Genomic DNA, 26,111 nt, shown 5'->3' with positions numbered 1-26,111 from the left:
CCATCAACGGCCTGGGAGGCGCGGGGCTGTCAGCGGGTCGGCCTACGATTGACGCATGGCAGCGGACCGTTCGGGCATGCGTGCGCCCACCACGGGTGGTCGCGCCGGTCTCGCGCAGGGCTCCGTCCCGCTCGCGGTCCGGATGCGTCCCACCAGTCTCGACGAGGTCGCCGGTCAGCAGCACCTGCTCGGTCGCGGATCGCCGCTCGTGCAGCTCGCCACCGGCACCCGCGACAACCCGGGTGGCGTGTCGGTCATCCTCTGGGGTCCTCCCGGCACCGGAAAGACGACGTTGGCGCAGGCCATCGCACGGCAGTCCGGGCGCGAGTTCGTCGAGCTGTCCGCCGTGACCGCCGGTGTCAAGGACGTGCGCGAGGTCATGGAGAAGGCCCTCACGCACCGCGACCTCTACGGCTCCACGACGGTGCTGTTCCTCGACGAGATCCACCGGTTCAGCAAGGCCCAGCAGGACGCCCTGCTCCCCGGTGTCGAGAACGGGTGGGTCATCCTCATCGCCGCGACCACCGAGAACCCGTCGTTCTCGGTCATCTCGCCGCTGCTCTCGCGCTCGCTGCTCCTCACCCTGAAGCCGCTCACCGACGGCGACCTCGGCATGCTCGTCGACCGTGCGGTCGAGGACCCCCGGGGGCTCGGCGGTGCGGTGGTGCTCGGTGACGAAGCGCGCGGTGCGATCGTGCGACTGGCCTCCGGCGACGCCCGACGGGCGCTCACCGCGCTCGAGGCCGCCGCCGCCTCGGCCACCGCGGCGCAGGACGACGGCGACGACACCGTGCCCGTGGTCGACGCGGACACCGTCGCCGCAGCCGTCGACCGCGCTCTGCTGCGATACGACCGTCAGGGGGACGAGCACTACGACGTCATCAGTGCCTTCATCAAGTCGGTGCGGGGGAGCGACGTCGACGCGGCGTTGCACTACCTCGCCCGGATGATCGAGGCGGGCGAGGACTCCCGGTTCATCGCGCGGCGCATCATCATCTCGGCGTCCGAGGACATCGGCATGGCCGACCCCCAGGCCCTGCCCATCGCCGTGGCGGCTGCACAGGCCGTGCAGCTCATCGGGATGCCCGAAGGCCGCATCCCCCTGGCCGAGGCCGTCGTGTACCTGGCGACGGCGCCGAAGTCGAACGCCGCCTACAACGGCGTGAACGCGGCGATGGCGGACGTCAAGGCCGGTCGGATGGGCACCGTGCCGATGCACCTGCGCGACGCGCACTACGCGGGCGCGAAGCGGCTCGGGCACGGCAAGGGCTACGTCTACTCGCACGACGCCGAGCACGGGGTCGCGGAGCAGCAGTACCTGCCCGATGTGCTCGAGGGCACCGAGTACTACACGCCGACCGGCAACGGGTTCGAGCGCGAGGTCGGGCCGCGGCTCGAACGACTCCGGAAGATCACCCGCGGTCAGTAGGAGCCACGTCGAGTTCCTGCTAGCATTGACGGGCCTACGTCCTGGTCCTCGAGCACGGCTGCGTTGAGGACAGAGTGCCACTCCGGTGGTACGGGGGCAGAGGTTCGGACTGTAGCCGTCCGATCCCACAGGCTCATCCCTCTGGATCCCGTCGTCGGGGCCACCGGCACTCGCGTGCCCGGCCTCCGGTGAGTATTCAGTTCGAACAGAGAAAAGGACCCTGTGTCTACCAAGTCACGTACCCGCAGCAAGACCCGCCTGTCGCGCGCACTCGGCATCCCGCTGACGCCGAAGGCGGCCCGTTACCTCGAGAAGCGCCCCTACGGCCCCGGTGAGCACGGCCGTACGCGCCGTCGTGCGGACAGCGACTACGCCGTCCGCCTCCGAGAGAAGCAGCGTCTGCGCGCCCAGTACGGCATCCGCGAGAAGCAGCTCCGCATCGTCTTCGAAGAGGCCCGCAAGACGAAGGGCCTGACCGGTGAGAACCTGGTCGAGCTCCTCGAGCAGCGCCTCGACGCCCTCGTCGTGCGTGCCGGCTTCGCCCGCACCACCGCGCAGGCTCGTCAGCTGATCGTGCACCGTCACCTGCTCGTCGACGGCAAGCTCGTGGACCGCCCCTCCTTCCGCGTCAAGGAGGGCCAGCTGATCCACGTCAAGCCGAAGTCCGAGTCGATGGAGCCCTTCCAGGTCGCCGCTGCCGGTGGCCACCAGGAAGTCCTCCCGAAGGTCCCGGGCTACCTCGAGGTCGAGATCGACAAGCTCCAGGCCCGCCTCGTGCGTCGCCCGAAGCGCGCCGAGGTCCCCGTGACCTGTGAAGTGCAGCTCGTCGTCGAGTACTACGCAGCTCGCTGATCCACTGATCACACCCGAACGGCGGGTCGTCCTCTCGAGGGCGGCCCGCCGTTCGGCGTTCCGGCACGCAACACACCGGCGTCTCGTGCGGGGCGGTGGCGTCGGGGCAGGGGCGGCCGTGTGCTGCAAGACGCCGGCGTCTGCGCGACACGCCTCCAGCTGCACGAGACGCCGCCGGTTTCGGCGGCGTCGTGCGGACACGACGGCGTCTTGCGGGCGGGAACGTGCGGAAGTGGCCGGCGGCTAAGCTTGTCCGGGCATGCACCGCCAGGGTGCACAGAGGGAGAGGCACCGTGAAGCAGCTGTTCTTCGTCGCGGTCGGCGTCGTCATCGGATTCGCCGTGGCGCACCAGGTCGCCCGGACCCCGGGTGGCGCCCGGTTCTTCGCCGACGTGAACGCCGGCACGAAGGCCTTCACCGGTGCCATCGCCGACGGCTACCGGTCGCGCGACGCCGAGCTCCGCACCGACGTCTGAGCCGTCCGGCCGGACACCGTCACGCTCCCTCTTCCCACCCCCGACCTGAACCCAGGAAGCACCATGCAGACCGCAGAGATCCGCCGCCGTTGGCTCCAGTACTTCGGCGACCGTGGCCACACCGTCGTCCCGTCCGCGTCCCTCGTCTCCGACGACCCGTCGCTCCTCTTCACGGTCGCCGGCATGGTTCCCTTCATCCCGTACCTGACGGGCCTCGTCCCGGCGCCGTACCCCCGCGCGACGAGCGTGCAGAAGTGCATCCGCACGAACGACATCGAAGAAGTCGGCAAGACCCCGCGGCACGGCACGTTCTTCCAGATGAACGGCAACTTCTCGTTCGGGGACTACTTCAAGGAGCAGGCGATCCAGTTCGCCTGGGAGTTCCTGACGAACCCCGAGTCCGACGGCGGCCTCGGCTTCTCGGCCGACGACCTGTGGGTCACGGTGTACGAGGACGACGACGAGGCGATCGCGTTCTGGAAGCAGCACTCGTCCCTGCCCGACGAGCGCATCCAGCGCCTCGGCAAGGACACGAACTACTGGTCGACCGGCCAGCCCGGACCCGCTGGTCCCTGCTCGGAGATATTCTTCGACCGCGGGCCCGAGTACGGCATCGACGGCGGTCCGGCGACGGACGACGACCGCTACGTCGAGATCTGGAACCTCGTGTTCATGCAGTACCAGATCGCCGACGTCCGTTCGAAGTACGACTTCGAGATCACCGGCGAGCTGCCGAACAAGAACATCGACACCGGCATGGGGCTCGAGCGCGTCGCCTTCATCAAGCAGGGCGTCGACAACATGTACGAGATCGACCAGGTCCGTCCGGTGCTCGACCGTGCTTCGGAGATCTCCGGCCGTCGCTACGGCGCCGTGCACGAGGACGACGTGCGGATGCGCGTGATCGCTGACCACGTCCGTTCCGCGTTGATGCTCATCGCCGACGGCGTCAGCCCGTCGAACGAGGGCCGCGGGTACATCCTGCGCCGTCTGCTCCGCCGCACCGTCCGCGCGATGCGGTTGCTCGGTGTCGAGACCGCGACGTTCCCCGAGCTCTTCCCGGCCTCGCGCGACGCCATGCGCGACGCGTACCCCGAGGTCGCGTCGGACTACGACCGGATCTCGCGCATCGCCTACGCGGAAGAGGAGACCTTCCTCCGCACGCTCGCGCAGGGCACGACCATCCTCGACGTCGCCGTCGAGCGCGCGAAGCAGGACGGCGCACCCTCGATCGGCGGCGACACCGCGTTCCTGCTGCACGACACGTTCGGCTTCCCGATCGACCTCACGATGGAGATGGCCGAAGAGGCCGGCGTGCACGTCGACCGGACCGCGTTCGAGACCCTGATGTCCGAGCAGCGCTCCCGTGCGAAGGCCGATGCGAAGAGCAAGAAGACCGCCATCGCCGACCTGAGCGTGTACAGCGCGTTCCGGGCCAAGGGCGAGACCGTCTTCCTCGGCTACGACGCGCTCGAGGCCGAGACGAACGTGCTCGGCATCATCGTCGGAGGCGTCAGCGTGGACCGGGCCGTGGCGGGGGACATCGCCGAGGTCGTCCTGGGCGAGACCTCGCTCTACGCCGAGTCCGGTGGGCAGGACGCCGACCAGGGCTCGATCGTCGGCAACGGCTTCGACCTCGAGGTCCTCGACGTCCAGCGCCCCGTCGCCGGACTCTGGAGCCACACCGTGCAGGTCCGCTCCGGCGAGGTCGGCGTGGGTGACGCTGCGAGCACCGTCGTCGACGCCGAGTACCGCCGCGGTGCCACGCAGGCGCACTCCGCGACGCACCTGGTGAACGCCGCGCTCCGCGACATCCTCGGCCCCGAGGCGCTGCAGGCCGGTTCGTACAACAAGTCCGGGTACATGCGCCTGGACTTCTCGTGGTCGCAGCCGATCTCGCTCGCGACCCGTTCCGAGATCGAGGAGGTCGTGAACACCGCGATCCGCACCGACCTCGAGGTCTCGACCCGGATCATGCCGATCGACGAGGCCAAGGCGCTCGGCGCGCAGGCGCTCTTCGGCGAGAAGTACGGCGCCGAGGTCCGCATGGTCGACATCGGCGGACCGTGGTCGCGCGAGCTCTGCGGTGGCACGCACGTTGCCTCGAGCGCGCAGATCGGTCTCGTCAACCTGGTGGGGGAGTCGAGCGTCGGTTCGACCAACCGCCGTGTCGAGGCGCTCGTCGGCCTCGAGGGCTTCCGCGACCTCGCGGTCGAGCGGACCATCGTGTCGCAGCTCTCCAGTGCGCTGAAGGCCCCCCGTGCCGACCTGCCCACGCGCGTGCAGTCGCTGATGGAGGACCTCCGGACCGCGCAGAAGAAGATCGCCGAGTACGAGTCGGCGAACCTGCAGCAGCGTGTCCCGTCGATCGCTCGGAACGCGACGACGATCGGGGCGACGACGGTCGTCGCCGAGACCGTCGACGGCCTGCAGTCCGGTGACGACCTGCGTTCCCTCGCCACCGGCGTCCGTTCGCAGCTCGGCGACGGTGCGGCCGTCGTCGTCCTCGGTGCCGTCGTGAGCGGGAAGCCGATCGTGATCGTCGCGACGAACGATGCCGCGCGCTCCACCGGTGTCCAGGCGGGTCCGCTCGCCAAGGAGGCCGCCGGTGTGCTCGGCGGCGGTGGCGGCGGCAAGCCGGACCTGGCACAGGGTGGCGGGACCGACCCGGCCGCGTTGCCGGCTGCACTCCGCGCCGTGACCGCACGGCTCGCGGGCTGATCGTGGCCATCCGGTCCGGGCGGCGGCTCGGCGTGGACGTCGGTCGCGCTCGGATCGGGGTCGCCGTCTGCGACCGGGACGGCCTGTTGGCGACGCCGGTGGAGACGGTCCGCCGCCACGAGGCCACCGACCTGCGACGCATCCGCGAGATCGCCGACGAGTACGACGTCTTCGAGGTCGTCGTCGGGCTGCCGCTGTCGATGTCCGGGGGCGACACCGCGTCGACCGAGGACGCTCGGGTCTTCGCCGCCCGGATCGCCGAGCACCGCCCGGTCCGGTTGGTCGACGAACGGCTGTCCACGGTGACCGCCCAACGCGGGCTCCACCAGGCCGGCAAGAACACGAAGAAGTCGCGGGCCGTGATCGACCAAGCGGCCGCTGTTATCATTCTGCAACACGCGCTCGACCACGAACGCAGTGCCGGTGCCCCTCCGGGCACCACGCTTCCCTGACAGGGCATCCCACCGCGATCCGGCGTGCCCTTCCGTCACCCGAGGACGACGGCGCCCAGGCGGAGTTCCCGACCGAGAGACCGAGAACCGTTGGCAGACGATCTGGACTGGAACGCGATCATCGCGCCCGGCAACGAAGCCGAGCGGCGGAAGGCGACTTCCGACCGCACTGCAGGGACCGATGACCGCGACGACACCGGCGGGGCGGCCCCGCAGCCGGATCGTCCGATGTCCCGTCGTGAGGCGCGTGCGCTCGAAGCGGAACGCGCTCGTCGTGACACGCCCACCGCTCCGGAGCAGTCCGCACCGGAGCAGCCCGCACCGGAGGAGTCCGCACCGGAGCTGCACCCGGAGGTCGCTGCCCTGCTGACCGGGGAGGTCCCGTCACCAGCAGCAGCACCCGGCGGGACCGGATCCGACCGGACCGACGACCCGGGTCGCACCGGCGGCGGTGCCTCCCGGCCGCCACGTGAGCCGCGACCGAAGCGACGTCGCGGACCCCTCGTCGCCGGCATCGTGATCGTCGCGGTGGTCCTCGCCGGTGGTGTGAGCGCGTACGTGTTCGCCGCCCCGAAGATCCAGCAGATCGCCGCAGCCCTCAGCGGCTCGCAGGAGCCGGACGACTACACGGGCACCGGCAAGGCCAAGGTGACCATCACGATCAAGCAGGGCGACATCGGTGAGGACGTCGCCGCCACGCTGCAACGCAGCGGGGTCGTGAAGGACTCGAAGGTCTTCTACAAGCTGCTGCTGGCGTCGCCCGACGTGCAGTTCCAGCCGGGCTCGTACTCGCTCAAGAAGCAGATGAGCTCGAAGTCGGCCCTGGCCGCGCTGCAGGACGACAAGAACCGCGTACAGGCCTCGATCGTGATCCCCGAGGGCACGGCGCTGGCCGACATCGAGGCCGGCATGGTCTCGAAGGCCGGATTGACGAAGACCGAGGTCGCGAAGGCCGCGAAGGACCTGTCCGCCTACGACCTGCCGTCCGGTGCGACGACGCTCGAGGGCTGGCTGTTCCCGGCGACGTACCCGATCAACCCCGGGTGGACCGCCGAGCAGTACTTCGCGTCGATGGTCGACACGATGAAGGAGCACCTGGCCGCCGCCGGCGTCAAGGAGGCCGACCAGGAACACGTCATCGTCTTCGCGTCGCTGGTGCAGAAGGAAGCCGGCCTCGCCGCCGACTACCCGAAGGTCGCGCGCGTGTTCCAGAACCGGCTCGACATCGGCATGCGCCTGCAGTCCGACGCCACGGTGGCCTACGGCACCGGCAACACGCACCGCGTGACGACGACCGACGCCGAGCGCGAGGACGCCTCGAACGCGTACAACACCTACGCGCACGAGGGCCTGCCGCCGGCACCGATCTCGAACCCCGGCGACCTGGCGATCAAGGCCGTGACGAACCAGGCCTCTGGCAAGTGGCTGTACTTCGTGACGGTGGACCTCGAGACCGGCGAGACGGTCTTCTCGGACACGTTCGCGGAGCACGAGCAGGCCGTGGCGAAGTTCCAGGCCTGGCTCCGGGCGCACCCCGACTACCAGTAGGACGGCGACGTCGCACGGTGGTGCGCTGTGGGAGGATTGGTCCATGCTTCGTTGGTTGACTGCCGGTGAGTCCCACGGACCCGAACTGATCGCGATGCTCGAGGGCCTGCCCGCGGGTGTACCGGTGTCGTTCGAGTCCATCCGTGCCGATCTCGCGCGCCGCAAGCTCGGCTACGGTCGCGGCTCGCGGATGAAGTTCGAGCAGGACGAACTGCACGTGTCCGGTGGCGTCCGGCACGGGTACTCCCTCGGCAGCCCGATCGCGATCCGGATCGGCAACACCGAGTGGCCCAAGTGGGTCGAGGTCATGAACCCCGAGCCGGTCGAGGCCACCGAGATCTCCCGCGGTCGCAGCGCCCCGCTGACCCGTCCGCGTCCGGGCCACGCCGACCTGGTCGGCATGCAGAAGTACGGCTTCGACGAGGCCCGTCCGATCCTCGAGCGCGCCAGCGCCCGGGAGACCGCGGCCCGCGTCGCCCTCGGCGCCGTCGCGAAGGCCTTCCTGGCCGAACTCGGCATCCGCTCGGTCGCCCACACCCTGCAGGTCGGCACGGTCCGCGTGCCGGACGGCACCGACCTGCCGATGCCCGACGACGTCGACCGCCTCGACGAGGACCAGCTCCGCTGCTTCGACGCCGAGACCTCCGCCCGGATGGTGACGGAGGTCGAGGCCGCCAAGAAGGACGGGGACACCCTCGGCGGCGTCGTCGAGGTCCTGTTCTACGGCGTCCCGCCGGGGCTCGGTTCCCACGTGCACTGGGACCGTCGCCTCGACGCACGCCTCGCCGCCGCGATCATGGGCATCCAGGCGATCAAGGGCGTCGAGGTCGGCGACGGCTTCGCCACCGCCGGTCGTCGCGGGTCTGCCGCGCACGACGAGCTGTTCCGCGAGGACGGCGAGATCTACCGCACGAGCGACCGCGCCGGGGGTACCGAGGGCGGCATGTCCACGGGCACCGTGCTGCGGGTCCGCGCCGGCATGAAGCCGATCGCGACCATCCCGCACGCGCTCCACACGATCGACGTCGTGTCCGGTGAGGACGCCTCGGCGCACCACCAGCGGTCGGACGTCTGCGCCGTGCCGGCCGCCGGCGTCGTGGCCGAGGCCATGGTGGCGCTGGTGCTCGCCGACGCGGTGCTCGAGAAGTTCGGCGGCGACAACGTCGTCGAGACGAAGCGCAACCTCGACGCCTACCTCGCGTCGATCCCGGAGACGCTCCGCACCCGTCGGACGGACCCGGCGGCGCCGGCCGACGCGTCGTGAGCACGCCCGGCGGCGGTGCCGCGCCCGGCGGCGGTGCCGTGCCCGGCTCGCCCGTCGTCGTGATCGGCCCGATGGGCGCTGGCAAGTCGAGCGTCGGCAAACGCGTCGCGAAGGCACTCGGCGTGCCGTTCACCGACACCGACCGCGTCATCGTCCGCGAGCACGGCCCGATCCCCGGGATCTTCGCCGACCGCGGTGAGCCGGCGTTCCGCGCCCTCGAAGCCGAGGCCGTCCGCACCGCACTCGCCACCGGGGGCGTCATCGCCGTCGGCGGTGGAGCGGTCACGCACGCCGCCACTCGTGAGGCCTTGTCCGGCGCCCGCATCGTCCTGCTCACGGTCTCGCCCGAGGCCGTCGCCGAGCGGATCGCCGGCTCGGACCGGCCCCTGCTCGCGAACGGCGGCATCGACGCCTGGCAGACGATCATGGACGAGCGTGCGGCGACCTACGCCGAACTCGCGCACGTCGTCGTGGACACCTCCCGCCGCCCGATGTCCCGCGTCGTCGACGAGGTCGTCACGTGGCTGCGGAGCGACGCCGGCACCAGCGGCCCCGAAGCCGGCACCACCCGCCGCGGCGACAGCGCGGCCGGCACCAGCGGCAGCGGCGACGACACCAGCACCAGCACCGAAGGAGCACCGTGACCGACCCGATCCTGCCCGCAGGCACCACCGAGATCCGCGTCGGCGGTGACGACGGCTACGTCGTGGCGGTCGGCTCCGGCCTGCTCGGCTCGCTGCCGGCGATCCTCGGCCCCCGCGTCGCCAAGGTGCTCATCGTGCACGCCCCCACGCTCGGTGCGCGGGCGAACGACCTGCGCGACCTGCTCGTCGAGGCGGGTCTCGAAGCGCTCATCGCCGAGGTGCCGGACGCCGAGGCCGCGAAGCGCATCGAGGTGGCGTCGTTCTGCTGGCAGATCATGGGCCAGTCCGACTTCACCCGCACCGACGCCGTCATCGGCCTCGGCGGCGGGGCGGTCACCGACCTGGCCGGCTTCGTCGCCGCCACCTGGCTGCGCGGCGTGCCGTACGTGTCGGTTCCGACGAGCGTGCTTGGCATGGTGGACGCCAGCGTCGGCGGCAAGACCGGCATCAACACGAACGAGGGCAAGAACCTCGTCGGCGCCTTCTCGGCCCCGCGCGCGGTCGTGGCGGACCTCGACCTGGTCCGCACCCTGCCGCGCAACGAGATCCTGACCGGCTTCGCCGAGATCGTGAAGGCCGGGTTCATCGCCGTGCCGGAGATCCTGGACATCGTCGAGGCCGACGTCGCCCGTGTCACCGACCCGACGACGCCGGAGTTCCGCCGGGTCGTCGAACTCGCCATCACGCTGAAGGCCGAGGTCGTGTCCGACGACTTCACCGAGCAGGGCCGCCGCGAGATCCTGAACTACGGACACACGCTCGGCCACGCCATCGAGCACGCGGAGCGGTACCAGTGGCGGCACGGTGCTGCGGTGTCGGTCGGCATGGTGTTCGCCGCCGAGCTCGCGCGCCTGACCGGGCACCTCGACGACGCCACGGTGGACCGCCACCGGGCGATCCTGGATTCGCTGGACCTGCCGACCTCGTACGGCATCGGCCGGTGGCAGGGCCTCCTCGCCGCGATGCGTCGCGACAAGAAGGCCCGTGCCGGCATGCTCCGGTTCATCATCCTCGACGGGGTCGGCAAGCCGGTGATCCTCGAGGGGCCCGAGGACCACCTGCTCTTCACCGCCTACCAAGAGGTCGGCGGCTAGTACTGCTGCACCCCCAGGTGGTCGCGCAGGTGGCGTCCGGTGTACTCCGTCCGGTGCAGGCCACGGCGCTGCAGCTCCGGCACGACCCGCTGGGTGAAGTCCTCGACCCCGGCCGGGAAGTGCGTCGGCACCGCCAGGAACCCGTCGCACGCCCCGGCCTCCGACCACGCCTGCATGGTGTCGGCGATCGTCGACGGCGACCCGATCATCTTCCGGTAGCTGCCCTCGGCGAAGTACCGGGCGGTCTCGATGACGGACAGCCCCTGTTGCCGTGACACCGCCATGATCGCTGCCCGGTGCGACTTGCCGGCGTTCGACTCGGGCAGCTCCGGCACGGGCGCGTCGAGGTCGAACTGCCGGAAGTCGACGCCACCGGCGAGCGGCTTCAGATTGCTCAGTGCCAGGTCGTCGGGGATCAGCGCCATCATCCGGTCGGCCAGGTCGCGGGCGTCCTGTTCCGTGTCGCCGACGATGGGGGTCATCCCGACGAGCACCTTGACGTGGTCGGGGTCGCGTCCGAACCGTTCGGCGCGCGCCCGGATGTCGTCGCGGAACGCCCGGCTCTCGTCCGGGTCGGACTGCAGGGTGAAGACGACGTCGGCGGTGCGCGCCGCGAGTGCGCGGCCCGGTTCCGACGCCCCCGCCTGGAACACGACGGGCCGTCCCTGCGGACTCCGGCCCGTGGTCAGCGGCCCGCGCACCCGGAAGTGTTCGCCGTCGTGCTGCAGGAACCGCATCTTGTCGGTGTCGAAGTACGTGCCGGACTGCTTGTCGCGCACGATCGCGTCCGGGTCCCACGAGTCCCAGAGCCCGGTGACGACGTCGACGAACTCACTCGCCCGCTCGTAGCGCGCGGCGTGCTGCACGTGGGCGTCGAGCCCGAAGTTCTGGGCCTCGTCCTCGTTGAACGACGTCACGAGGTTCCATCCGGCACGGCCGCCGCTGATGTGGTCGAGCGTCGAGAAGCGTCGCGCCAGGTTGTAGGGGTCGTTGAAGGTCGTGGTCGACGTCGCAGCCAGACCCAGGTGTGTGGTCCGCATCGCGAGGGCGGGCAGCAGCATCGTCGGGTCGAAGTGGATCGAGCGGGGGTTCGCGGCACCGTAGGTGTCGCCGGCGAGGATGTCGTTGCTGCGGCGGACGGCGGCCTGGTCCTCGAAGAACAGCGCGTCGAGCTTCGCGGCCTCGGCGAGTTCGGCGGCGCGGACGTAGTGCTCGATGCCCAGGTCGAGCTCGGGGACGGCGTCCGGCAGGCGCCAGGCGCCGAGGTGGTAGCCGGGGAACAGGAACATGGCGAGGTGGATCGTGGTCACGGGGGTCCTCTCGGAGGGGACGGCGGAGCAGGTGGGTGGGCGCGCCCGACGGACGGACGGACGGCCGGGAGGCACGGCGCGGCGTGCGCGGATCGGCGCACGTCGACGGGACGGTTCGCTCAAGAGCACGTGGACCGCCCGGCGGATCGGCGCGCGGCGGTCAGACGGACGAACGGTCTGTCGGTCGGTCGGTCAGCCGGCCGTCAGTGTCCGTGCGCGATGGCGCCGCGGGGCCAGCAGCGGGACGCCGCGGTCGTGTGGTGTGCCGTCATCGTCGCCCCCTGTCGCAACCCGTTCGCGAGTCGTGGATGCTCGCGGTGTCCTGCCGGCTCGAGCCGGTGAAGCACGACGCTACGGGCGCGGTGTTTCAGCGTCGTTTCGATCGGGAAACACCGTCGAAACGATGCGCCGTTAGCGTCACCGCATGTCTGCAGCAGCCCTCGCCCCGTTCCCGACCGAGCTCCGTGTCGGCGTCCCCGACTGGCTCCGTGACGCCCAGGCCGCCGCCCCCGAGCACCTCGGCACGCGAGCCGACCGGTTCGCGCTCGTCAACGCCCTGGCCGAGCGGAACGTCGAGGAGGGCACCGGCGGACCGTTCGCCGCGGCCGTCATCGATGAGGACACCGGCGCCGTCGTCGCCCTCGGGGTGAACCTCGTGCTGCACACCAACCTGTCGTCGATGCACGCCGAGGTCGTCACGCTCGGGCTCGCCCAGGCACGGACCGGTGCCTGGAACCTCGGCCGTGACGTCGGGCACCGTCGGGTGCTCGTCGTCAACGCGCAGCCGTGCGTGATGTGCCTCGGTGCCCTGCTGTGGTCGGGGGTGTCCGCCCTGGAGTTCGCCGCCGACGGTGCGACGGTCGAGCGCATCACGGGCTTCGACGAGGGACCGGTGCCGGGGGACTGGCGTGAGCAGCTCGTCGCCCGGGGGATCGGCGTGCACCAGGAGCACGGCACCGGTGCCGAGACCGCGCTCGAGCGCTACCGCGACCTGGTCGAGTCGGGCGCCACCGCTCGGTACAACGGCAGCGGTGCCTGACCCGGCGTCAGCGCAGCACGCGCCGCGTCCGTCGCCACCACCACTTGACCTGCATGGACACGGTGGTGACGCCCGTCCGTTCGGCCTCTGCCATCTCGGCGACCGTCGCGCCCTCCAACCAGGCCGCGAGTTCGGCGTCGTCGGCGTCCGTTCCGTCGACCTTGAACGGCGGCCGGTCCGGGAGCGGTGCGAACAGGTGCATCATGGTTCCTTCCTCTCTGGGGGTGGCAGTGGATGTCGACGGAGTGCTCGCAGCGCGAGGTTCTTGTCGGCTTTCGACGCCCACCGTACGGTCATCATGCGCTCGAGCACAGTTCTCGAAATGTCGTGTTCCGCAGCCGTGCTCTTGGCTCGCATCGCCCAGGTCAGCCGTTTCCACGCCTGGTCCCGGTCAGCGGTCCGTCGGCTCTGGAACGCCCCGAACCAGCTGACGACCGCCGCCACGATCGCCGCGCCGGCGGCGATGCACGCCGCGACCAGTGCTGTCTCCATGCGACCAGCGTGCGGCAGTGGGCGCGACCCGGCGCGTCACGCGAGCCGATCTGTGGATGCCGAACCGCGCCTCCCGGCCTGTGCACGACGACGGGCGCACGCGGCGGACCCAGCAGCGGGGAGCACACTGAGGACGTGCCCACCCCACCCCGACTCAGCGACCTCTCCGGCGCGCAGGAGACCGACACCGGCACCCTCCGGTCCCGCGGCCGCCGCTTCACCGAACTCCTGTCGATCGCCCGGCGCCACCACCTCGTGCCGTTCCGCCGCCTCGACTTCTCGCACGACCCGGCGACCTCCGACCTGCGCCGCAGCCAGGCGGAGCACCTCCGCCGTGCGCTGGAGGAAGCGGGCGGCGGCTTCGTGAAGATGGGCCAGCTGCTGTCCACCCGTGACGACCTGCTCCCCGAGGAGTGGACCGAGGGGCTCGCACACCTGCAGCGCAACGTCACGGCCGCCCCCGCCGACCAGGTCCTGGCCCTGCTCGAACGGGAGCTCGGCGCCCCCCTCGACCAGGTCTTCGCGTCCTTCGACCCGGTGCCCGTCGCCGCGGCCTCGATCGCCCAGGTCCACCGTGCCCGGCTGCCCGACGGCACCGCGGTGGCGGTCAAGGTGCAGCGGCCCGGCATCGACGCCGCCGTGCGCCGTGACGTCGACATCGCCCTCCGGGTCGTCCGCTTCATGGCGCGCTGGTCCACCGAGGCACGCCAGGTCGGCGTGCAGGACGTGGCCGCGCAGTACGCCGACGACCTGGTCCGTCAGGTCGACTTCGTCTCGGAGCTCCGGAACCTCACTGCGCTGCGTGCGGCGCAGGCCCGCAGCGCCCGACCGGACGAAGTGCGGTTCCCGGATCCCTACCCGGACCTGTCCGGTCGGCGCGTGCTCGTCATGGAGTTCCTGGAGGGCGACACGCTCAGCGCGATCCGCGCCGAGCGCGCGGACCGCGACCTGGACGGCCCGATGCGCGCGATCCTGCGCGCGTTCCTGCGCCAGGTCGTCTTCGACGGCCTGTACCACGCAGATCTGCACCCCGGGAACGTGCTGGTGCTGCCCGACGGACGGCCCGCGTTGATCGACTTCGGATCGGTCGGGAGGCTCGACCCGACCCTCAGGGACACGGTCCAGGACCTGCTGGTCGCCTACCTGCAGGACGACACGTCGCGGATCGCCGATGCGGTCCTGCGGATGGCGCCGGTGCGCGATGCGCACGACGAGCCCGACTTCCGTCGGGACATCGCGCGCTTCGTCGCGGACGAGCTCGGCCCCGGTGCGCGCATCGGCGTCGAGACGGTCGACGACGCGGTCGAGGTGTTCGGGCGGTACCGGCTGAAGGCGCCGCCGGACTTCGTCGCCGCCGCGCGGGCGCTGGCGATCTTCGAGGGCACGCTCCGCACGCTCGCGCCGTCGTTCGACCTGCTCGAGGAGTCGCGAGGGCTCGCCCGTGAGCAGATCACCGACCAACTGCGGCCCGGCAAGCTCCGCGACCTGGCGGCGAAGGAGCTCATCGGCGTCGTGTCGGCTGCCCGGCGGTTGCCACGGCGGGTCGACCGGATCGGCGAGGCGATCGAGACCGGCAAGTTCACCGTGAACATCCGGCTCTTCGCCGACCGCCGCGACCGCGAGCTCGTGTCCGGCATGGTCCGGCGCATCCTGCTCGTGCTGCTCGGTGCGGGTGCCGGGATCCTGGCGATCGTCTACCTGTCGCTGCCGGCCCGGCCCGACGCCGCGATCTCGACCGTGGTGGCCGGCGCGCTGCTCGGGGGAGCGGCCGTGGTGCTGCTCGGCTGGGCGGCGATCGACTCCTGGCGCGCTCGACGGCGCCGGTGAGCGGGGTGCCGCGGGCGGCGGGCGGGCGTCCGCTACACTCGTCCGGGGCCGCGCGCGGCCCGGACACCTTCCAGAACACGACCGAACGGGACACCGACGACTCATGGCCAGTACCACTGACATCAAGAACGGCGCCGTTCTCATCATCGACGGCCAGCTGTGGTCGGTCGTGGAGTTCCAGCACGTCAAGCCCGGCAAGGGTGGCGCGTTCGTCCGCACCAAGCTGAAGAACGTCGTCTCCGGCAAGGTCGTGGACCGCACCTTCAACGCGGGCGCCAAGATCGACACCGCCGTCGTTGACCGACGCGACTACCAGTTCCTCTACGAGGACGGCGACTCCTACGTGTTCATGGACACCGACACCTACGACCAGATCCCGGTCGCGGCCACCGTCGTCGGCGACGCGAAGAACTACCTGCTCGAGTCCGCGATGGTCACCATCGCGATGAACGAGGGCAACCCGCTGTACGTCGAGCTCCCGACGTCGATCGTCACCGAGGTCGAGACCGAGCCCGGCCTGCAGGGCGACCGCTCCTCCGGCGGCACGAAGGACGCGACCATCATCGCGACCGGCCACCGGATCCAGGTCCCGCTCTACCTCGAGAGCGGCACCACGGTGAAGATCGACACGCGCGACGGCAGCTTCCTCGGCCGCGTCAACTCCTAGGCGACGTACGTATGAGTGCTCGTTCGAAGGCCCGCAAGCGCGCCCTCGACATGCTCTACGTGGCCGAGGTGCGTGAGCTGCCGATCACGGACGTCCTCGCCACCGAGACCGTCCGCCACCTGGACCAGCCCGAGCGCGCCTCGAGCTGGGACTACGCGCGGCAGATCGTGACGGGGGTCGACGACGCCCGTCACGAGATCGACGCCGTCATCGTCGACCACGCCCAGGGGTGGTCGATCGCCCGGATGCCGGTCCTCGACCGCTGCATCCTGCGGATGGCCGTCTGGGAGCTCCGGTTCAACCCCGAGGTGCCCGACGCCGTCGCGATCGCCGAGGCCGTCGAGCTCGCCCAGTCCCTGTCGACCGAGGACTCCGCGGGCTTCGTGAACGGTGTCCTCGGAGCCGTCGCGGGTGGTCGCGCTCCGTCCGGTCGGACGGTCGCAGAGGACCACGAGTCCCGCTAGGCTTGAGCACGTCAGCATCCTTTAATGCCGTCCGGTGAGGCGGGGAAGGGGGTCGACGTGGGTACCAGAACGGTCCTGCAGCAACCCGACATCACGCGCGCTCTGACGCGCATCGCACACGAGATCCTCGAGGCCAACCACGGCGGCTCGGACCTCGTCCTGCTGGGCATCCCGACACGGGGCGCCGTACTCGCCGAACGGCTGGGCCGCGTCCTGGCGGACATCGAGCCCGAGTGGCAGTCCGCACGTGCGGGCATCGGATCCGAACGGGTCGGCACGCTCGACGTGACCATGCACCGGGACGACCTCGGGCACGGCATCGGTCGCGCCCCGCACCGCACGGTGATCCCGGCCGGTGGCATCGACGGCAAGGTGGTCGTCCTCGTCGACGACGTCCTGTACTCAGGCCGCACCGTCCGGGCGGCGCTCGACGCGCTGCAGGGCATCGGTCGGCCGCGTGCCGTCCGGCTAGCCGTGCTCGTCGACCGCGGCCACCGCGAGCTGCCGATCCGCGCGGACCACGTCGGCAAGAACCTGCCGACCGCCTCGGACGAGCGGGTCACCCTGCACCTGTCCGAGACCGACGGGGACGACACCGTGTTCATCGAGCAGGGGGTGGCGTGATGCGGCACCTGCTCTCCACGGCCGACCTCTCGCGCGACCAGGCCGTGCACATCCTCGACGTGGCCGAGGAGATGGCCGAGGTCAACACGCGCGAAGTCAAGCGGCTCCCGGCCCTGCGCGGCAAGACGGTCGTGAACCTGTTCTTCGAGGACTCGACGCGCACGCGCATCTCGTTCGAGGCCGCGGCGAAGCGCCTGTCGGCCGACGTCATCAACTTCGCGGCCAAGGGCTCGAGCGTCTCGAAGGGCGAGTCCCTCAAGGACACCGTGCAGACCCTCGGCGCGATGGGCATCGACGGCATCGTCATGCGCCACGGCTCGTCCGGCGCACCGCGGGTGCTCGCGGACGCCGACTGGATCGACGTGCCCGTGGTGAACGCCGGCGACGGCACGCACGAGCACCCGACGCAGGCCCTGCTCGACGCCTTCACGATGCGGCGCCGTCTGCACGGTGCCGGCTCGCGCGGCCAGGGCCTCGACGGCGTCCGTGTCCTCATCGTCGGCGACGTGCTGCACAGTCGCGTCGCCCGCTCGAACGCGTGGCTGCTCCGGACCCTCGGCGCGAGCGTCACCTTCGCCGCACCACCGACGCTGCTGCCCGCGACCACCACGCCGTTCGGGGCCGCCGTGCACCACGACCTCGACGCGGCCCTCGCCGAGGACCCGGACGTCGTGATGACCCTCCGCATCCAGCAGGAGCGGATGGACGACGCGTTCTTCCCGAACCCGCGCGAGTACACGCGGCACTGGGGCCTGACGGCTGCGCGGTTCGCGCGACTGTCCGAGCGCACACTGATCATGCACCCCGGTCCGATGAACCGTGGGCTCGAGATCGCGGGCATCGCGGCCGACGACCCCCGCTCGACGGTGGTCGAGCAGGTCGAGAACGGCGTCTCGGTCCGCATGGCCGTCCTCTACCTGGCCCTGACCGGCACCGAACCGAAGGAGTCCGCCGCATGACCGCTCACCTGATCCGCGGCGCGCAGCTGGTCGACGGCTCGCGTGCCGACATCCGTCTGCAGGACGGCCGCATCACCGCGATCGGCGCCGGTGTGGACGCGAGCGGCGCCACGGTCGTGGACGCCGACGGGCTGATCGCCCTGCCCGGTCTCGTCGACCTCCACACCCACCTGCGCGAGCCCGGTCACGAGGAATCCGAGACGGTCCTCACCGGCTCGCGTGCCGCCGCGGCCGGTGGCTTCACCGCGGTGAACGCGATGGCGAACTCGAGCCCCGTCGCCGACACCGCCGGCGTGGTCGAGCAGGTCCAGGCGCTCGGGGACGACGCCGGCTACGTGACCGTCCGGCCGATCGGCGCCGTGTCGCAGGGGCTGCAGGGCACGCACCTGTCCGAGATCGGCGCCATGGCGACGAGCAGGGCGAAGGTCCGGGTCTTCTCGGACGACGGTTCGTGCGTCGCGGACCCGCTGCTCATGCGCCGCGCGCTCGAGTACATCAAGGGCTTCGGCGGCGTGCTCGCGCAGCACGCGCAGGAACCCCGGCTGACCATCGGCGCCCAGATGAACGAGGGCCGGCTGTCGTCGGAACTCGGCCTGGCGGGGTGGCCGGCCGTGGCGGAAGAGGCGATCATCGCCCGTGACGTCCTGCTCGCCGACCACGTCGGCGCACGACTGCACGTCTGCCACGTGTCGACCGCCGGCAGCGTCGAGGTGATCCGCTGGGCGAAGTCCCGCGGCATCGACGTCACCGCCGAGGTCACGCCGCACCACCTCGTCCTCACCGAGGACCTCATCGCCGGACACCACGGTGCTCCCGGGTACGACGCCCGCTACAAGGTGAACCCGCCGCTCCGCGCACGCGAGGACGTCGACGCCCTGCGCGCCGCACTCGCCGACGGCACCATCGACATCGTCGCCACCGACCACGCACCGCACACCGCCGAGGCGAAGTGCTGCGAGTGGCCGGCGGCGGCGAACGGCATGGTCGGGCTCGAGTCGGCGCTCAGCGTCGTGCAGTCCGCCGTCGTGGCCTCGGGCCAGCTCGACTGGGCCGACGTCGCCCGTGTCCTGTCCGAGGCTCCGGCACGCATCGGCCAGGTCGAGGGACAGGGCCAGCGGATCGCCGAAGGCGCCCCCGCCGAGATCACGCTGTACGACCCGTCGGCGAGCCGCGAGTTCGCGGTCACCGACCTCGCCGGGCAGTCGCAGAACTCGCCGTACCTCGGCATGACCCTGCCCGGCCGGGTCGTCGCCACGTTCCACCAGGGGTACGCCACCGTGCTCGACGGCCAGCTCGTCGACGCCGACACGATCGCCGCCCACGCCGGAGCCCTCCGGGCGGGGGCGCGCGCATGAGCGGCGACGCCGCGCGCTGGCTGCTCGGCGGGGTCATCCTGCTCGCGGTCGCCGCGCTGTTCGTCGCCATGGCGCGCACCTGGCGGACGCGGACCAGGAAGCAGGCGGAATCCGTGCCTCCCGTCCCCGTCCCGACCACGGTCGGACCGGCGGCCGGGTCCTGGGACGGCTTCTCCGTCGCGACGACCCGTGCCGACCAGCCGCTCGAACGCATCACCGCCGGCGGGCTCGGGTTCCGGGGCCGCGGCGGCGTGACCGTCCACGAGACCGGCGTGGTCCTGCGACTCGCCGGAGCGGACGACCGCTGGATCGCGCGCGCCGCGGTCCGCGGTGCCGACCGCTCGACGTGGGCGATCGACCGGGTGGTCGAACCCGGGGGACTGGTCCGTCTGCGATGGACGGCGACCGGCGCCGCAGGTGCGACGGACCTCGACACCTACTTCCGGTTCCCGGAGGGCGACGCAGCCGCGCTGCACGCCCTGCAGGGACTGACCGAGACCGGGCCGCAGGCGACTGCGGCCGATGCCCCGCGAACCGCGGGCGAAGGGAAGAAAGCATGACACGCGAACGGGCCGTCCTGGTCCTCGAAGACGGCACCCGGTACGACGGCTGGGCCTACGGCGCCCGTGGGCGCACGCTCGGCGAGGTGGTCTTCGCGACCGGCATGACCGGGTACCAGGAGACGCTGACCGACCCCTCCTACGCCGGCCAGATCGTGGTGCAGACCGCGCCGCACATCGGCAACACCGGCGTGAACGACGAAGACCCCGAGTCCCGTCGCATCTGGGTCGCGGGGTACGTGGTGCGCGACCCCAGCCGCGTGGTCTCCAACCACCGCGCCAACGCATCGCTCGACGACCACCTGGTGCGCGACGGCATCGTCGGCATCTCCGGCATCGACACCCGTGCGCTCACGCGGCGGATCCGCGACGCCGGCGCCATGAAGGGCGGCGTGTTCAGCGGAGCCGACGCCGCGCTGTCCGAGTCGGAGCAGCTCGACGCCGTCCGGCAGCAGGCGACCATGGCCGGTGCGAGCTTCTCGGCGATCGTCTCGACGCCGGAGACCTACGTGGTCCCCGCCGAGGGCGAGCAGATCGGCACCCTGGCCGTCCTCGACCTCGGTGTGAAGGCCTCGACCACGCGGTACCTGGCCCAGCGGGGCTTCGAGGTGCACGTCGTGCCGCAGGACATCTCCGCCGCCGAGCTGTCGGCGCTCGATCCGGACGCCCTGTTCTACTCGAACGGACCCGGCGACCCCGCCGCGTCGGACGCCCAGGTGGAACTCCTGCAGGGGAGCCTGCGGACCGGCCGTCCGTTCTTCGGCATCTGCTTCGGCAACCAGCTGCTCGGCCGCGCGCTCGGCTTCGGCACCTACAAGCTGCCGTTCGGCCACCGCGGCATCAACCAGCCGGTGCTCGACACCACGACCGGCAAGGTCGAGATCACGAGCCAGAACCACGGCTTCGCGGTCGACGCGCCCCTGGGCCAGGTGCTCGAGTCGCCGGCCGGCTTCGGTCGCGTCGAGGTCTCGCACTACTCGCTGAACGACAACGTGGTCGAGGGGCTCCGCGCGCTCGACGTGCCCGCGTTCAGCGTGCAGTACCACCCCGAGGCCGCCGCTGGTCCGCACGACAGCATGTACCTCTTCGACCGGTTCGCGGACCTGGTGCGCGCGCGTCGTGACGGGGAGCCGCTCGACGCGGCCACCGCCGACGCGACCACCCCCGCAGCAGACATCACCAAGGAAGCGAACTGATGCCCAAGCGCGCAGACATCAACTCCGTCCTCGTCATCGGTTCCGGCCCGATCGTCATCGGGCAGGCCGCCGAGTTCGACTACTCCGGCACCCAGGCGTGCCGTGTCCTCCGCGCCGAGGGCGTCCGGGTCATCCTGGTCAACCCGAACCCGGCGACGATCATGACCGACCCCGACTTCGCCGACGCGACCTACATCGAGCCGATCACGAACGCGTGCCTCGAGGAGATCATCCGCATCGAGAAGCCGGACGCCGTCCTGCCGACCCTCGGCGGGCAGACCGCCCTGAACGCGGCGATCGCCCTCGACGAGGCCGGCATCCTCGAGAAGCACGGTGTCGAGCTCATCGGCGCCAAGGTCGATGCCATCCAGCGCGGTGAGGACCGGCAGCTCTTCAAGGAGCTCGTGCTCGAGTCCGGCGCGGACGTGGCCCGCAGCCACATCGCCCACACGCTGGACGAGGCGAAGGAGTTCGCGAAGGACCTCGGCTACCCGCTCGTCGTCCGCCCGTCCTTCACCATGGGCGGTCTCGGCTCCGGGTTCGCGTACGACGAGGCCGAGCTCATCCGCTTCGTCGGCGACGGGCTGCAGTCCAGCCCGACGACCGAGGTCCTGCTCGAAGAATCGATCCTCGGCTGGAAGGAGTACGAGCTCGAGCTGATGCGCGACAACTACGACAACACCGTCGTCATCTGCTCGATCGAGAACGTCGACCCGGTCGGCGTGCACACGGGCGACTCGATCACCGTCGCCCCGGCACTCACGCTCACCGACCGCGAGTACCAGAACATGCGGAACATCGGCATCGACATCATCCGTCGCGTCGGCGTCGACACCGGTGGCTGCAACATCCAGTTCGCCGTCGACCCGTCCAACGGCCGCCTGATCGTCATCGAGATGAACCCGCGTGTCTCCCGCTCGTCGGCCCTGGCGTCGAAGGCCACCGGCTTCCCGATCGCGAAGATCGCCGCGAAGCTCGCCATCGGCTACCGCCTGGACGAGATCCAGAACGACATCACGAAGGTCACCCCGGCGAGTTTCGAGCCGACGCTCGACTACGTGGTCGTGAAGACCCCGCGGTTCGCGTTCGAGAAGTTCCCCGCGGCCGACGCGACGCTCACCACCACCATGAAGAGCGTCGGCGAGGCGATGGCGATCGGCCGCAACTACGCGACGGCGCTGCAGAAATCGCTGCGCTCGCTCGAGAAGCGCGGGTCGAGCTTCCACTGGGACACCCCGGCGGCGGAGCTCGACAAGGACGCCCTGCTCGCGAAGTCGTCGATCCCCACCGACGGCCGCATCGTCACGGTGCAGCAGGCCCTGGTCGCCGGCGCCACCGCGGACGAGGTCTTCGAGGCCACCAAGATCGACCCCTGGTTCATCGACCAGATCGTGCTCATCAACGAGGTCGCGGCCGAGGTCGCGGCGGCCGAGACGCTCGACGCGGAAACCATCCGGTGGGCCAAGGAGCACGGCTTCAGCGACATCCAGATCGCGTCGCTGCGCAGCACCGAGGCGAACCCGGTCAGCGAGCAGCAGGTCCGCGACGAGCGCCACGCCCTCGGCATCCGACCGGTCTTCAAGACCGTCGACACCTGCGCCGGCGAGTTCCCGGCCCTGACGCCGTACCACTACTCGTCGTACGACGCCGAGACCGAGGTGGTCGCGAGCGACCGCAAGAAGGTCGTCATCCTGGGCTCCGGCCCGAACCGCATCGGCCAGGGCGTCGAGTTCGACTACTCCTGCGTGCACGCGTCCTTCGCGCTGAGCGACGCCGGGTTCGAGACGATCATGATCAACTGCAACCCTGAGACGGTCTCCACCGACTACGACACCTCGGACCGCCTGTACTTCGAGCCGCTCACGGCCGAGGACGTCCTCGAGGTCATCGAGGCCGAATCCGCGTCCGGCGAGCTGGTCGGCGTCGTCGTGCAGCTCGGCGGGCAGACCGCCCTGGGCCTGGCGAAGCCGCTCGAGGCCGCCGGCATCCCGATCCTCGGCACCACGCCGACGGCGATCGACTCGGCAGAAGAACGCGGCCAGTTCTCCGCCATCCTCGACGCCGCCGGCCTGCTGGCACCGCGCAACGGCACCGCCCACGACCTGGCGAGCGCGACCGCCGTGGCCGAGGAGATCGGCTACCCGGTGCTCGTCCGCCCGTCCTTCGTGCTCGGCGGCCGCGGCATGGAGATCCTGTACGACTCCCCGTCGCTCGCCGACTACTTCGACCGGATGGCCGACCAGGCGATCATCGGCCCGGAGCTCCCGCTGCTCGTCGACCGGTTCCTGGACGACGCGGTGGAGATCGACGTCGACGCGCTCTTCGACGGTGACCGCCTGTACATCGGCGGCATCATGGAGCACCTCGAAGAGGCCGGCATCCACTCCGGCGACTCCGCCTGCACCCTGCCCCCGGTCGGCCTCGGCCGCGCCGAGATCCAGGGCGTCGTCGACGCGACCGAGAAGATCGCGCGCGGCATCGGCGTGCAGGGTCTGCTCAACGTCCAGTTCGCGATCGGTGCCGGCGTGCTCTACGTGCTCGAGGCGAACCCCCGCGCCAGCCGCACGGTCCCGTTCGTCTCCAAGGCGCTCGGCATCCCGCTCGCCAAGGCCGCGTCCCGCATCATGACCGGCACGAGCGTCGACGAGCTCGTCGCCGAGGGCATGCTGCCGGCGCGCGACGGGGCGTTCGTCCCGATGGAGGCCCCGGTCGCCGTCAAGGAAGCCGTCCTGCCCTTCCGCCGCTTCCGCACCCGCGAAGGCCAGGTCGTCGACTCGGTGCTCAGCCCCGAGATGCGCTCCACCGGCGAGGTCATGGGCATCGACCGCGACTTCCCGCGGGCGTTCCTCAAGTCGCAGGACGCCGCGTACGGCGGCCTGCCGACCAGCGGCACCGTGTTCGTGAGCGTCGCAGACACCGACAAGCGCGCCATCGTGCTGCCGGTGCACCGTCTGCAGCAGCTCGGCTTCACGATCATCGCGACCGAGGGCACGGCCGAGATCCTGCGCCGCAACGGCATCGAGGTCGGCATCGTCGGCAAGTACAGCCAGGGCGGCGAGAGCGTCGTCGACCTGCTGACCCGCAACGAGGTCGACATCGTCATCAACACGCCGTCGGGTGCCGCCGGTCGAGCGGACGGGTACGAGATCCGTGCGGCCACGGTCGCCGCGGACAAGCCGCTGTTCACGACGATCGCGCAGATCGGTGCGGCGGTCGCGGCGATCGAGACGATCGGCACGCCGCTCAACGTCCGCAGCCTGCAGGACTACGCGCGGGAGCGCGCCACCTGGTGAGCGAGGGGCACACGGGAGGCCCGGCCTCCTTCGGCGATCGGCTCGCGTCCGCGATGCGCGAGCGTTCACCGCTCTGCGTCGGCATCGACCCCCACGCCACCACCCTGGCGGCGTGGGGGCTCGGCCGCGACGAGCGGGGCCTGACCGCCTTCGGCGCGACCCTGGTCGACGCGGCCGCCGGTCGAGCGGCGATCGTGAAGCCGCAGATCGCCTTCTTCGAGGCGGCGGGGGTCGCGGGCTACCGCGCGCTCGACGCGACGATCCGTCGGGCACGCGATGCGGGCCTCCTGGTCGTCGCCGACGTGAAGCGGGGCGACATCGGGTCGACCGGTGACGACTACGCGCTCGCGTGGCTCGACCGCGACGGGCCGTTCGCGGCCGACGCGATGACGGTGTCGCCGTACCTGGGCTACGGCTCGCTCAGCGGGACGATCGACGTCGCACGCCGCAACGGTGCCGGGGTGTTCGTGCTCGCCGCGACGAGCAACCCCGAGGCCCGGGTGCTGCAGACCGCGGTCCTGGCAGAGGGCCCGCGTACCGGCCGGACGGTCGCGGCCGGTATCGTCGTGGACGTGGCAGACGACAACCGGGCCGCGGGCGACCAGGCCCTCGGCGACGTCGGGCTCGTGCTCGGCGCGACCCTTCACCTCGACGACTTCGGCATCGACGCGGACGCGATCGGCACCGCGCCGGTCCTCGCCCCGGGCTTCGGTGCCCAGGGCGCCCGGATCGAGGACCTCCGGGCGCTGTACGGTGCGCGCGCCGAGCAGGTGCTCGTGAGCGAGTCCCGCGGCCTGCTGACCGACGGTCCGGACGGGGTCGCGGCACTCGTGTCCGACCGCGCCGACCGCATCCGCGCCGCACTCGGGGCCGCAGCATGAGCTCCGACGGCGACCGCACCGACGGCTCCGACCGCGCCGACCTGCCGGCCCACCGCACCCCGCCGGAGGTCGACCGCGTCGCGGCTGCCCAGGCCGCGGTCGCCGCACGACGCGCCCGGGCCGCGGTGAAGTCCCAGGTCGCGTCGGGTGAGCGCTCGGCGCTCGAGGTCGCACGGTCCGCATGGGACGACACCCTCGTCGAGACCACCTCGGCCGAACGCTCGCTCCGGGTGCGCGACCTGCTCGTCAGCCTGTCCGGCATCGGCCCGGCCCGTGCCGAGTCCATCATGGGCACGCTGCGCATCGCGCCGTCGAAGCGCCTCGGGGGCCTCGGCACCCGCCAGCGCACGGCCCTGGCCGACTGGCTCGCCGCCCGCGGTCGCAAGCGCGGCGCGTCGAAGCTCGTGGTCCTCGCCGGCCCGACAGCCGTCGGCAAGGGCACGGTGAGCGCGTACATCCGCGAGCAGTACCCGGACGTGAACCTCAGCGTCTCCGCCACCACCCGGAAGCCCCGTCCGGGCGAGGTCGACGGCGTGCACTACTACTTCGTCGACGACGCCGAGTTCGACCGGATGATCCGCGAGCGCGAGTTGCTCGAGTGGGCCACGGTGCACAACTCCTACCGGTACGGCACCCCGCGGCCGCCGATCGACCGAGCGCTCGACGCCGGCGAGCGGGTCATGCTCGAGATCGACCTGCAGGGTGCTCGTCAGGTCCGCGACGCCATGCCCGAGGCCGTGCTCGTGTTCCTGCTGCCCCCGACGTGGGAAGAACTGGTGCGCCGGCTCATCGGTCGCGGCACCGAGTCGCCCGAGGAACAGGCGCGTCGACTCGACACCGCGAAGGTCGAACTGGCCGCCCAGGACGAGTTCGACGTCCGCATCGTGAACTCCGATGTCGGCACCGCGGCACGACAGGTCGTAGACTTGTTCTCTGCGCCCTGACGGGTGCACCGACGACGAGG

The 26,111-nt window shown here is 71.2% G+C and carries 24 protein-coding genes; 21 read left to right on the top strand and 3 right to left on the bottom strand.

Translation table 11 applies throughout. From position 1 onward, the window contains the following. Positions 1–76: 76 nt before the first annotated feature. The 9 genes from ITJ59_RS12520 (at position 77) to aroB (ending at position 10,480) form a co-directional block, all read left to right on the top strand. Positions 77–1,429 (top strand): replication-associated recombination protein A, encoded by a 1,353-nt coding sequence (locus ITJ59_RS12520; RefSeq protein ID WP_194651839.1) that lies wholly within the window; start codon positions 77–79, stop codon positions 1,427–1,429. Between the two features lie 222 nt (positions 1,430–1,651). Next, a complete protein-coding gene (rpsD, locus tag ITJ59_RS12515; protein WP_111083900.1) occupies positions 1,652–2,281 on the top strand; it encodes a 30S ribosomal protein S4 in 630 nt (209 codons plus the stop codon). A 293-nt stretch (positions 2,282–2,574) separates the two neighbouring features. Continuing rightward, positions 2,575–2,757 (top strand): hypothetical protein, encoded by a 183-nt coding sequence (locus tag ITJ59_RS12510; RefSeq protein ID WP_194651475.1) that lies wholly within the window; start codon positions 2,575–2,577, stop codon positions 2,755–2,757. Positions 2,758–2,820: 63 nt separating this feature from the next. Continuing rightward, on the top strand, positions 2,821–5,478 hold the full coding sequence (gene alaS, locus ITJ59_RS12505; RefSeq protein WP_194651474.1) for an alanine--tRNA ligase: 2,658 nt from the start codon (positions 2,821–2,823) through the stop codon (positions 5,476–5,478). Continuing rightward, a complete protein-coding gene (gene ruvX / locus ITJ59_RS12500) occupies positions 5,478–5,930 on the top strand; it encodes a Holliday junction resolvase RuvX (protein ID WP_194651837.1) in 453 nt (150 codons plus the stop codon). The genes alaS and ruvX overlap by 1 nt, the downstream gene beginning before the upstream one ends. A 90-nt stretch (positions 5,931–6,020) precedes the next feature. Continuing rightward, entirely contained in the window at positions 6,021–7,478 is a 1,458-nt protein-coding gene (mltG, locus tag ITJ59_RS12495; protein ID WP_194651472.1) for an endolytic transglycosylase MltG, read from the top strand. 43 nt (positions 7,479–7,521) lie between these two features. Next, on the top strand, positions 7,522–8,742 hold the full coding sequence (aroC, locus tag ITJ59_RS12490) for a chorismate synthase (RefSeq protein ID WP_194651469.1): 1,221 nt from the start codon (positions 7,522–7,524) through the stop codon (positions 8,740–8,742). After that, positions 8,739–9,386, top strand: a complete 648-nt coding sequence (locus ITJ59_RS12485; RefSeq protein WP_323749489.1) for a shikimate kinase — start codon at positions 8,739–8,741, stop codon at positions 9,384–9,386. Before aroC ends, ITJ59_RS12485 begins: the two co-directional genes overlap by 4 nt. Continuing rightward, on the top strand, positions 9,383–10,480 hold the full coding sequence (gene aroB / locus ITJ59_RS12480) for a 3-dehydroquinate synthase (protein ID WP_194651468.1): 1,098 nt from the start codon (positions 9,383–9,385) through the stop codon (positions 10,478–10,480). Before ITJ59_RS12485 ends, aroB begins: the two co-directional genes overlap by 4 nt. Here aroB and ITJ59_RS12475 read toward each other — a convergent pair. After that, positions 10,477–11,790, bottom strand: a complete 1,314-nt coding sequence (locus tag ITJ59_RS12475) for an LLM class flavin-dependent oxidoreductase (protein WP_323749488.1) — start codon at positions 11,788–11,790, stop codon at positions 10,477–10,479. The genes aroB and ITJ59_RS12475 overlap by 4 nt on opposite strands. Before the next feature lie 424 nt (positions 11,791–12,214). Between ITJ59_RS12475 and ITJ59_RS12470 the strand changes: the two genes are divergently transcribed. Continuing rightward, positions 12,215–12,829 (top strand): deaminase, encoded by a 615-nt coding sequence (locus tag ITJ59_RS12470; RefSeq protein WP_194651466.1) that lies wholly within the window; start codon positions 12,215–12,217, stop codon positions 12,827–12,829. A 7-nt stretch (positions 12,830–12,836) separates the two neighbouring features. Here the strand turns inward: ITJ59_RS12470 and ITJ59_RS12465 are convergent, their stop codons facing one another. Further along, entirely contained in the window at positions 12,837–13,034 is a 198-nt protein-coding gene (locus ITJ59_RS12465) for a hypothetical protein (RefSeq protein WP_194651464.1), read from the bottom strand. Next, complete coding sequence (locus ITJ59_RS12460) at positions 13,031–13,321, bottom strand: hypothetical protein (protein WP_194651462.1); 291 nt, start codon at positions 13,319–13,321, stop codon at positions 13,031–13,033. Before ITJ59_RS12460 ends, ITJ59_RS12465 begins: the two co-directional genes overlap by 4 nt. A 135-nt stretch (positions 13,322–13,456) precedes the next feature. Between ITJ59_RS12460 and ITJ59_RS12455 the strand changes: the two genes are divergently transcribed. The 11 genes from ITJ59_RS12455 to gmk all read left to right on the top strand — a co-directional run bounded on the left by ITJ59_RS12455 (position 13,457) and on the right by gmk (position 26,091). After that, a complete protein-coding gene (locus ITJ59_RS12455; protein WP_194651460.1) occupies positions 13,457–15,148 on the top strand; it encodes an ABC1 kinase family protein in 1,692 nt (563 codons plus the stop codon). A 103-nt stretch (positions 15,149–15,251) separates the two neighbouring features. Beyond that, positions 15,252–15,815 (top strand): elongation factor P, encoded by a 564-nt coding sequence (gene efp, locus ITJ59_RS12450; protein WP_194651459.1) that lies wholly within the window; start codon positions 15,252–15,254, stop codon positions 15,813–15,815. A gap of 11 nt (positions 15,816–15,826) precedes the next feature. Continuing rightward, on the top strand, positions 15,827–16,279 hold the full coding sequence (nusB, locus tag ITJ59_RS12445; protein WP_194651457.1) for a transcription antitermination factor NusB: 453 nt from the start codon (positions 15,827–15,829) through the stop codon (positions 16,277–16,279). Between the two features lie 24 nt (positions 16,280–16,303). After that, on the top strand, positions 16,304–16,903 hold the full coding sequence (gene pyrR, locus ITJ59_RS12440) for a bifunctional pyr operon transcriptional regulator/uracil phosphoribosyltransferase PyrR (RefSeq protein ID WP_228511467.1): 600 nt from the start codon (positions 16,304–16,306) through the stop codon (positions 16,901–16,903). Beyond that, positions 16,903–17,862: an aspartate carbamoyltransferase catalytic subunit gene (locus tag ITJ59_RS12435; RefSeq protein WP_194651834.1), complete on the top strand. Its 960-nt coding sequence runs from the start codon at positions 16,903–16,905 to the stop codon at positions 17,860–17,862. Before pyrR ends, ITJ59_RS12435 begins: the two co-directional genes overlap by 1 nt. Beyond that, on the top strand, positions 17,859–19,217 hold the full coding sequence (locus ITJ59_RS12430) for a dihydroorotase (protein WP_194651456.1): 1,359 nt from the start codon (positions 17,859–17,861) through the stop codon (positions 19,215–19,217). Before ITJ59_RS12435 ends, ITJ59_RS12430 begins: the two co-directional genes overlap by 4 nt. Further along, complete coding sequence (locus tag ITJ59_RS12425; RefSeq protein ID WP_194651454.1) at positions 19,214–19,777, top strand: hypothetical protein; 564 nt, start codon at positions 19,214–19,216, stop codon at positions 19,775–19,777. The genes ITJ59_RS12430 and ITJ59_RS12425 overlap by 4 nt, the downstream gene beginning before the upstream one ends. After that, positions 19,774–20,973 carry a glutamine-hydrolyzing carbamoyl-phosphate synthase small subunit gene (gene carA, locus ITJ59_RS12420; protein ID WP_194651452.1) on the top strand — a complete coding sequence of 400 codons (1,200 nt, stop codon included), beginning with the start codon at positions 19,774–19,776 and terminating at the stop codon, positions 20,971–20,973. Before ITJ59_RS12425 ends, carA begins: the two co-directional genes overlap by 4 nt. Next, complete coding sequence (gene carB / locus ITJ59_RS12415) at positions 20,973–24,266, top strand: carbamoyl-phosphate synthase large subunit (RefSeq protein WP_194651450.1); 3,294 nt, start codon at positions 20,973–20,975, stop codon at positions 24,264–24,266. Before carA ends, carB begins: the two co-directional genes overlap by 1 nt. Next, complete coding sequence (gene pyrF, locus ITJ59_RS12410) at positions 24,263–25,147, top strand: orotidine-5'-phosphate decarboxylase (RefSeq protein WP_323749487.1); 885 nt, start codon at positions 24,263–24,265, stop codon at positions 25,145–25,147. Before carB ends, pyrF begins: the two co-directional genes overlap by 4 nt. Then, positions 25,144–26,091 carry a guanylate kinase gene (gmk, locus tag ITJ59_RS12405; protein ID WP_228511466.1) on the top strand — a complete coding sequence of 316 codons (948 nt, stop codon included), beginning with the start codon at positions 25,144–25,146 and terminating at the stop codon, positions 26,089–26,091. The genes pyrF and gmk overlap by 4 nt, the downstream gene beginning before the upstream one ends. Positions 26,092–26,111 lie beyond the last annotated feature (20 nt).

Origin of the sequence: Curtobacterium sp. VKM Ac-1393 (assembly GCF_015350995.1) — a bacterium.
Taxonomy (GTDB): Bacteria; Actinomycetota; Actinomycetes; order Actinomycetales; family Microbacteriaceae; genus Curtobacterium.
The sequence above is the reverse complement of the archived record's forward strand: the minus strand, read 5'-3'. Positions and strand labels throughout refer to the sequence as shown.

Coding starts and splice junctions, on each gene's coding strand:
- ITJ59_RS12435 (WP_194651834.1), top strand. CDS start 16,903: ATGCGGCACCTGCTCTCCACGGCCGACCTCTCGCGCGACCAGGCCGTG.
- ITJ59_RS12430 (WP_194651456.1), top strand. CDS start 17,859: ATGACCGCTCACCTGATCCGCGGCGCGCAGCTGGTCGACGGCTCGCGT.
- gmk (WP_228511466.1), top strand. CDS start 25,144: ATGAGCTCCGACGGCGACCGCACCGACGGCTCCGACCGCGCCGACCTG.
- ITJ59_RS12425 (WP_194651454.1), top strand. CDS start 19,214: ATGAGCGGCGACGCCGCGCGCTGGCTGCTCGGCGGGGTCATCCTGCTC.
- pyrR (WP_228511467.1), top strand. CDS start 16,304: ATGCCGTCCGGTGAGGCGGGGAAGGGGGTCGACGTGGGTACCAGAACG.
- ITJ59_RS12460 (WP_194651462.1), bottom strand. CDS start 13,321: ATGGAGACAGCACTGGTCGCGGCGTGCATCGCCGCCGGCGCGGCGATC.
- aroC (WP_194651469.1), top strand. CDS start 7,522: ATGCTTCGTTGGTTGACTGCCGGTGAGTCCCACGGACCCGAACTGATC.
- alaS (WP_194651474.1), top strand. CDS start 2,821: ATGCAGACCGCAGAGATCCGCCGCCGTTGGCTCCAGTACTTCGGCGAC.
- ITJ59_RS12465 (WP_194651464.1), bottom strand. CDS start 13,034: ATGATGCACCTGTTCGCACCGCTCCCGGACCGGCCGCCGTTCAAGGTC.
- carA (WP_194651452.1), top strand. CDS start 19,774: ATGACACGCGAACGGGCCGTCCTGGTCCTCGAAGACGGCACCCGGTAC.
- carB (WP_194651450.1), top strand. CDS start 20,973: ATGCCCAAGCGCGCAGACATCAACTCCGTCCTCGTCATCGGTTCCGGC.
- nusB (WP_194651457.1), top strand. CDS start 15,827: ATGAGTGCTCGTTCGAAGGCCCGCAAGCGCGCCCTCGACATGCTCTAC.
- ITJ59_RS12520 (WP_194651839.1), top strand. CDS start 77: ATGCGTGCGCCCACCACGGGTGGTCGCGCCGGTCTCGCGCAGGGCTCC.
- ITJ59_RS12470 (WP_194651466.1), top strand. CDS start 12,215: ATGTCTGCAGCAGCCCTCGCCCCGTTCCCGACCGAGCTCCGTGTCGGC.
- efp (WP_194651459.1), top strand. CDS start 15,252: ATGGCCAGTACCACTGACATCAAGAACGGCGCCGTTCTCATCATCGAC.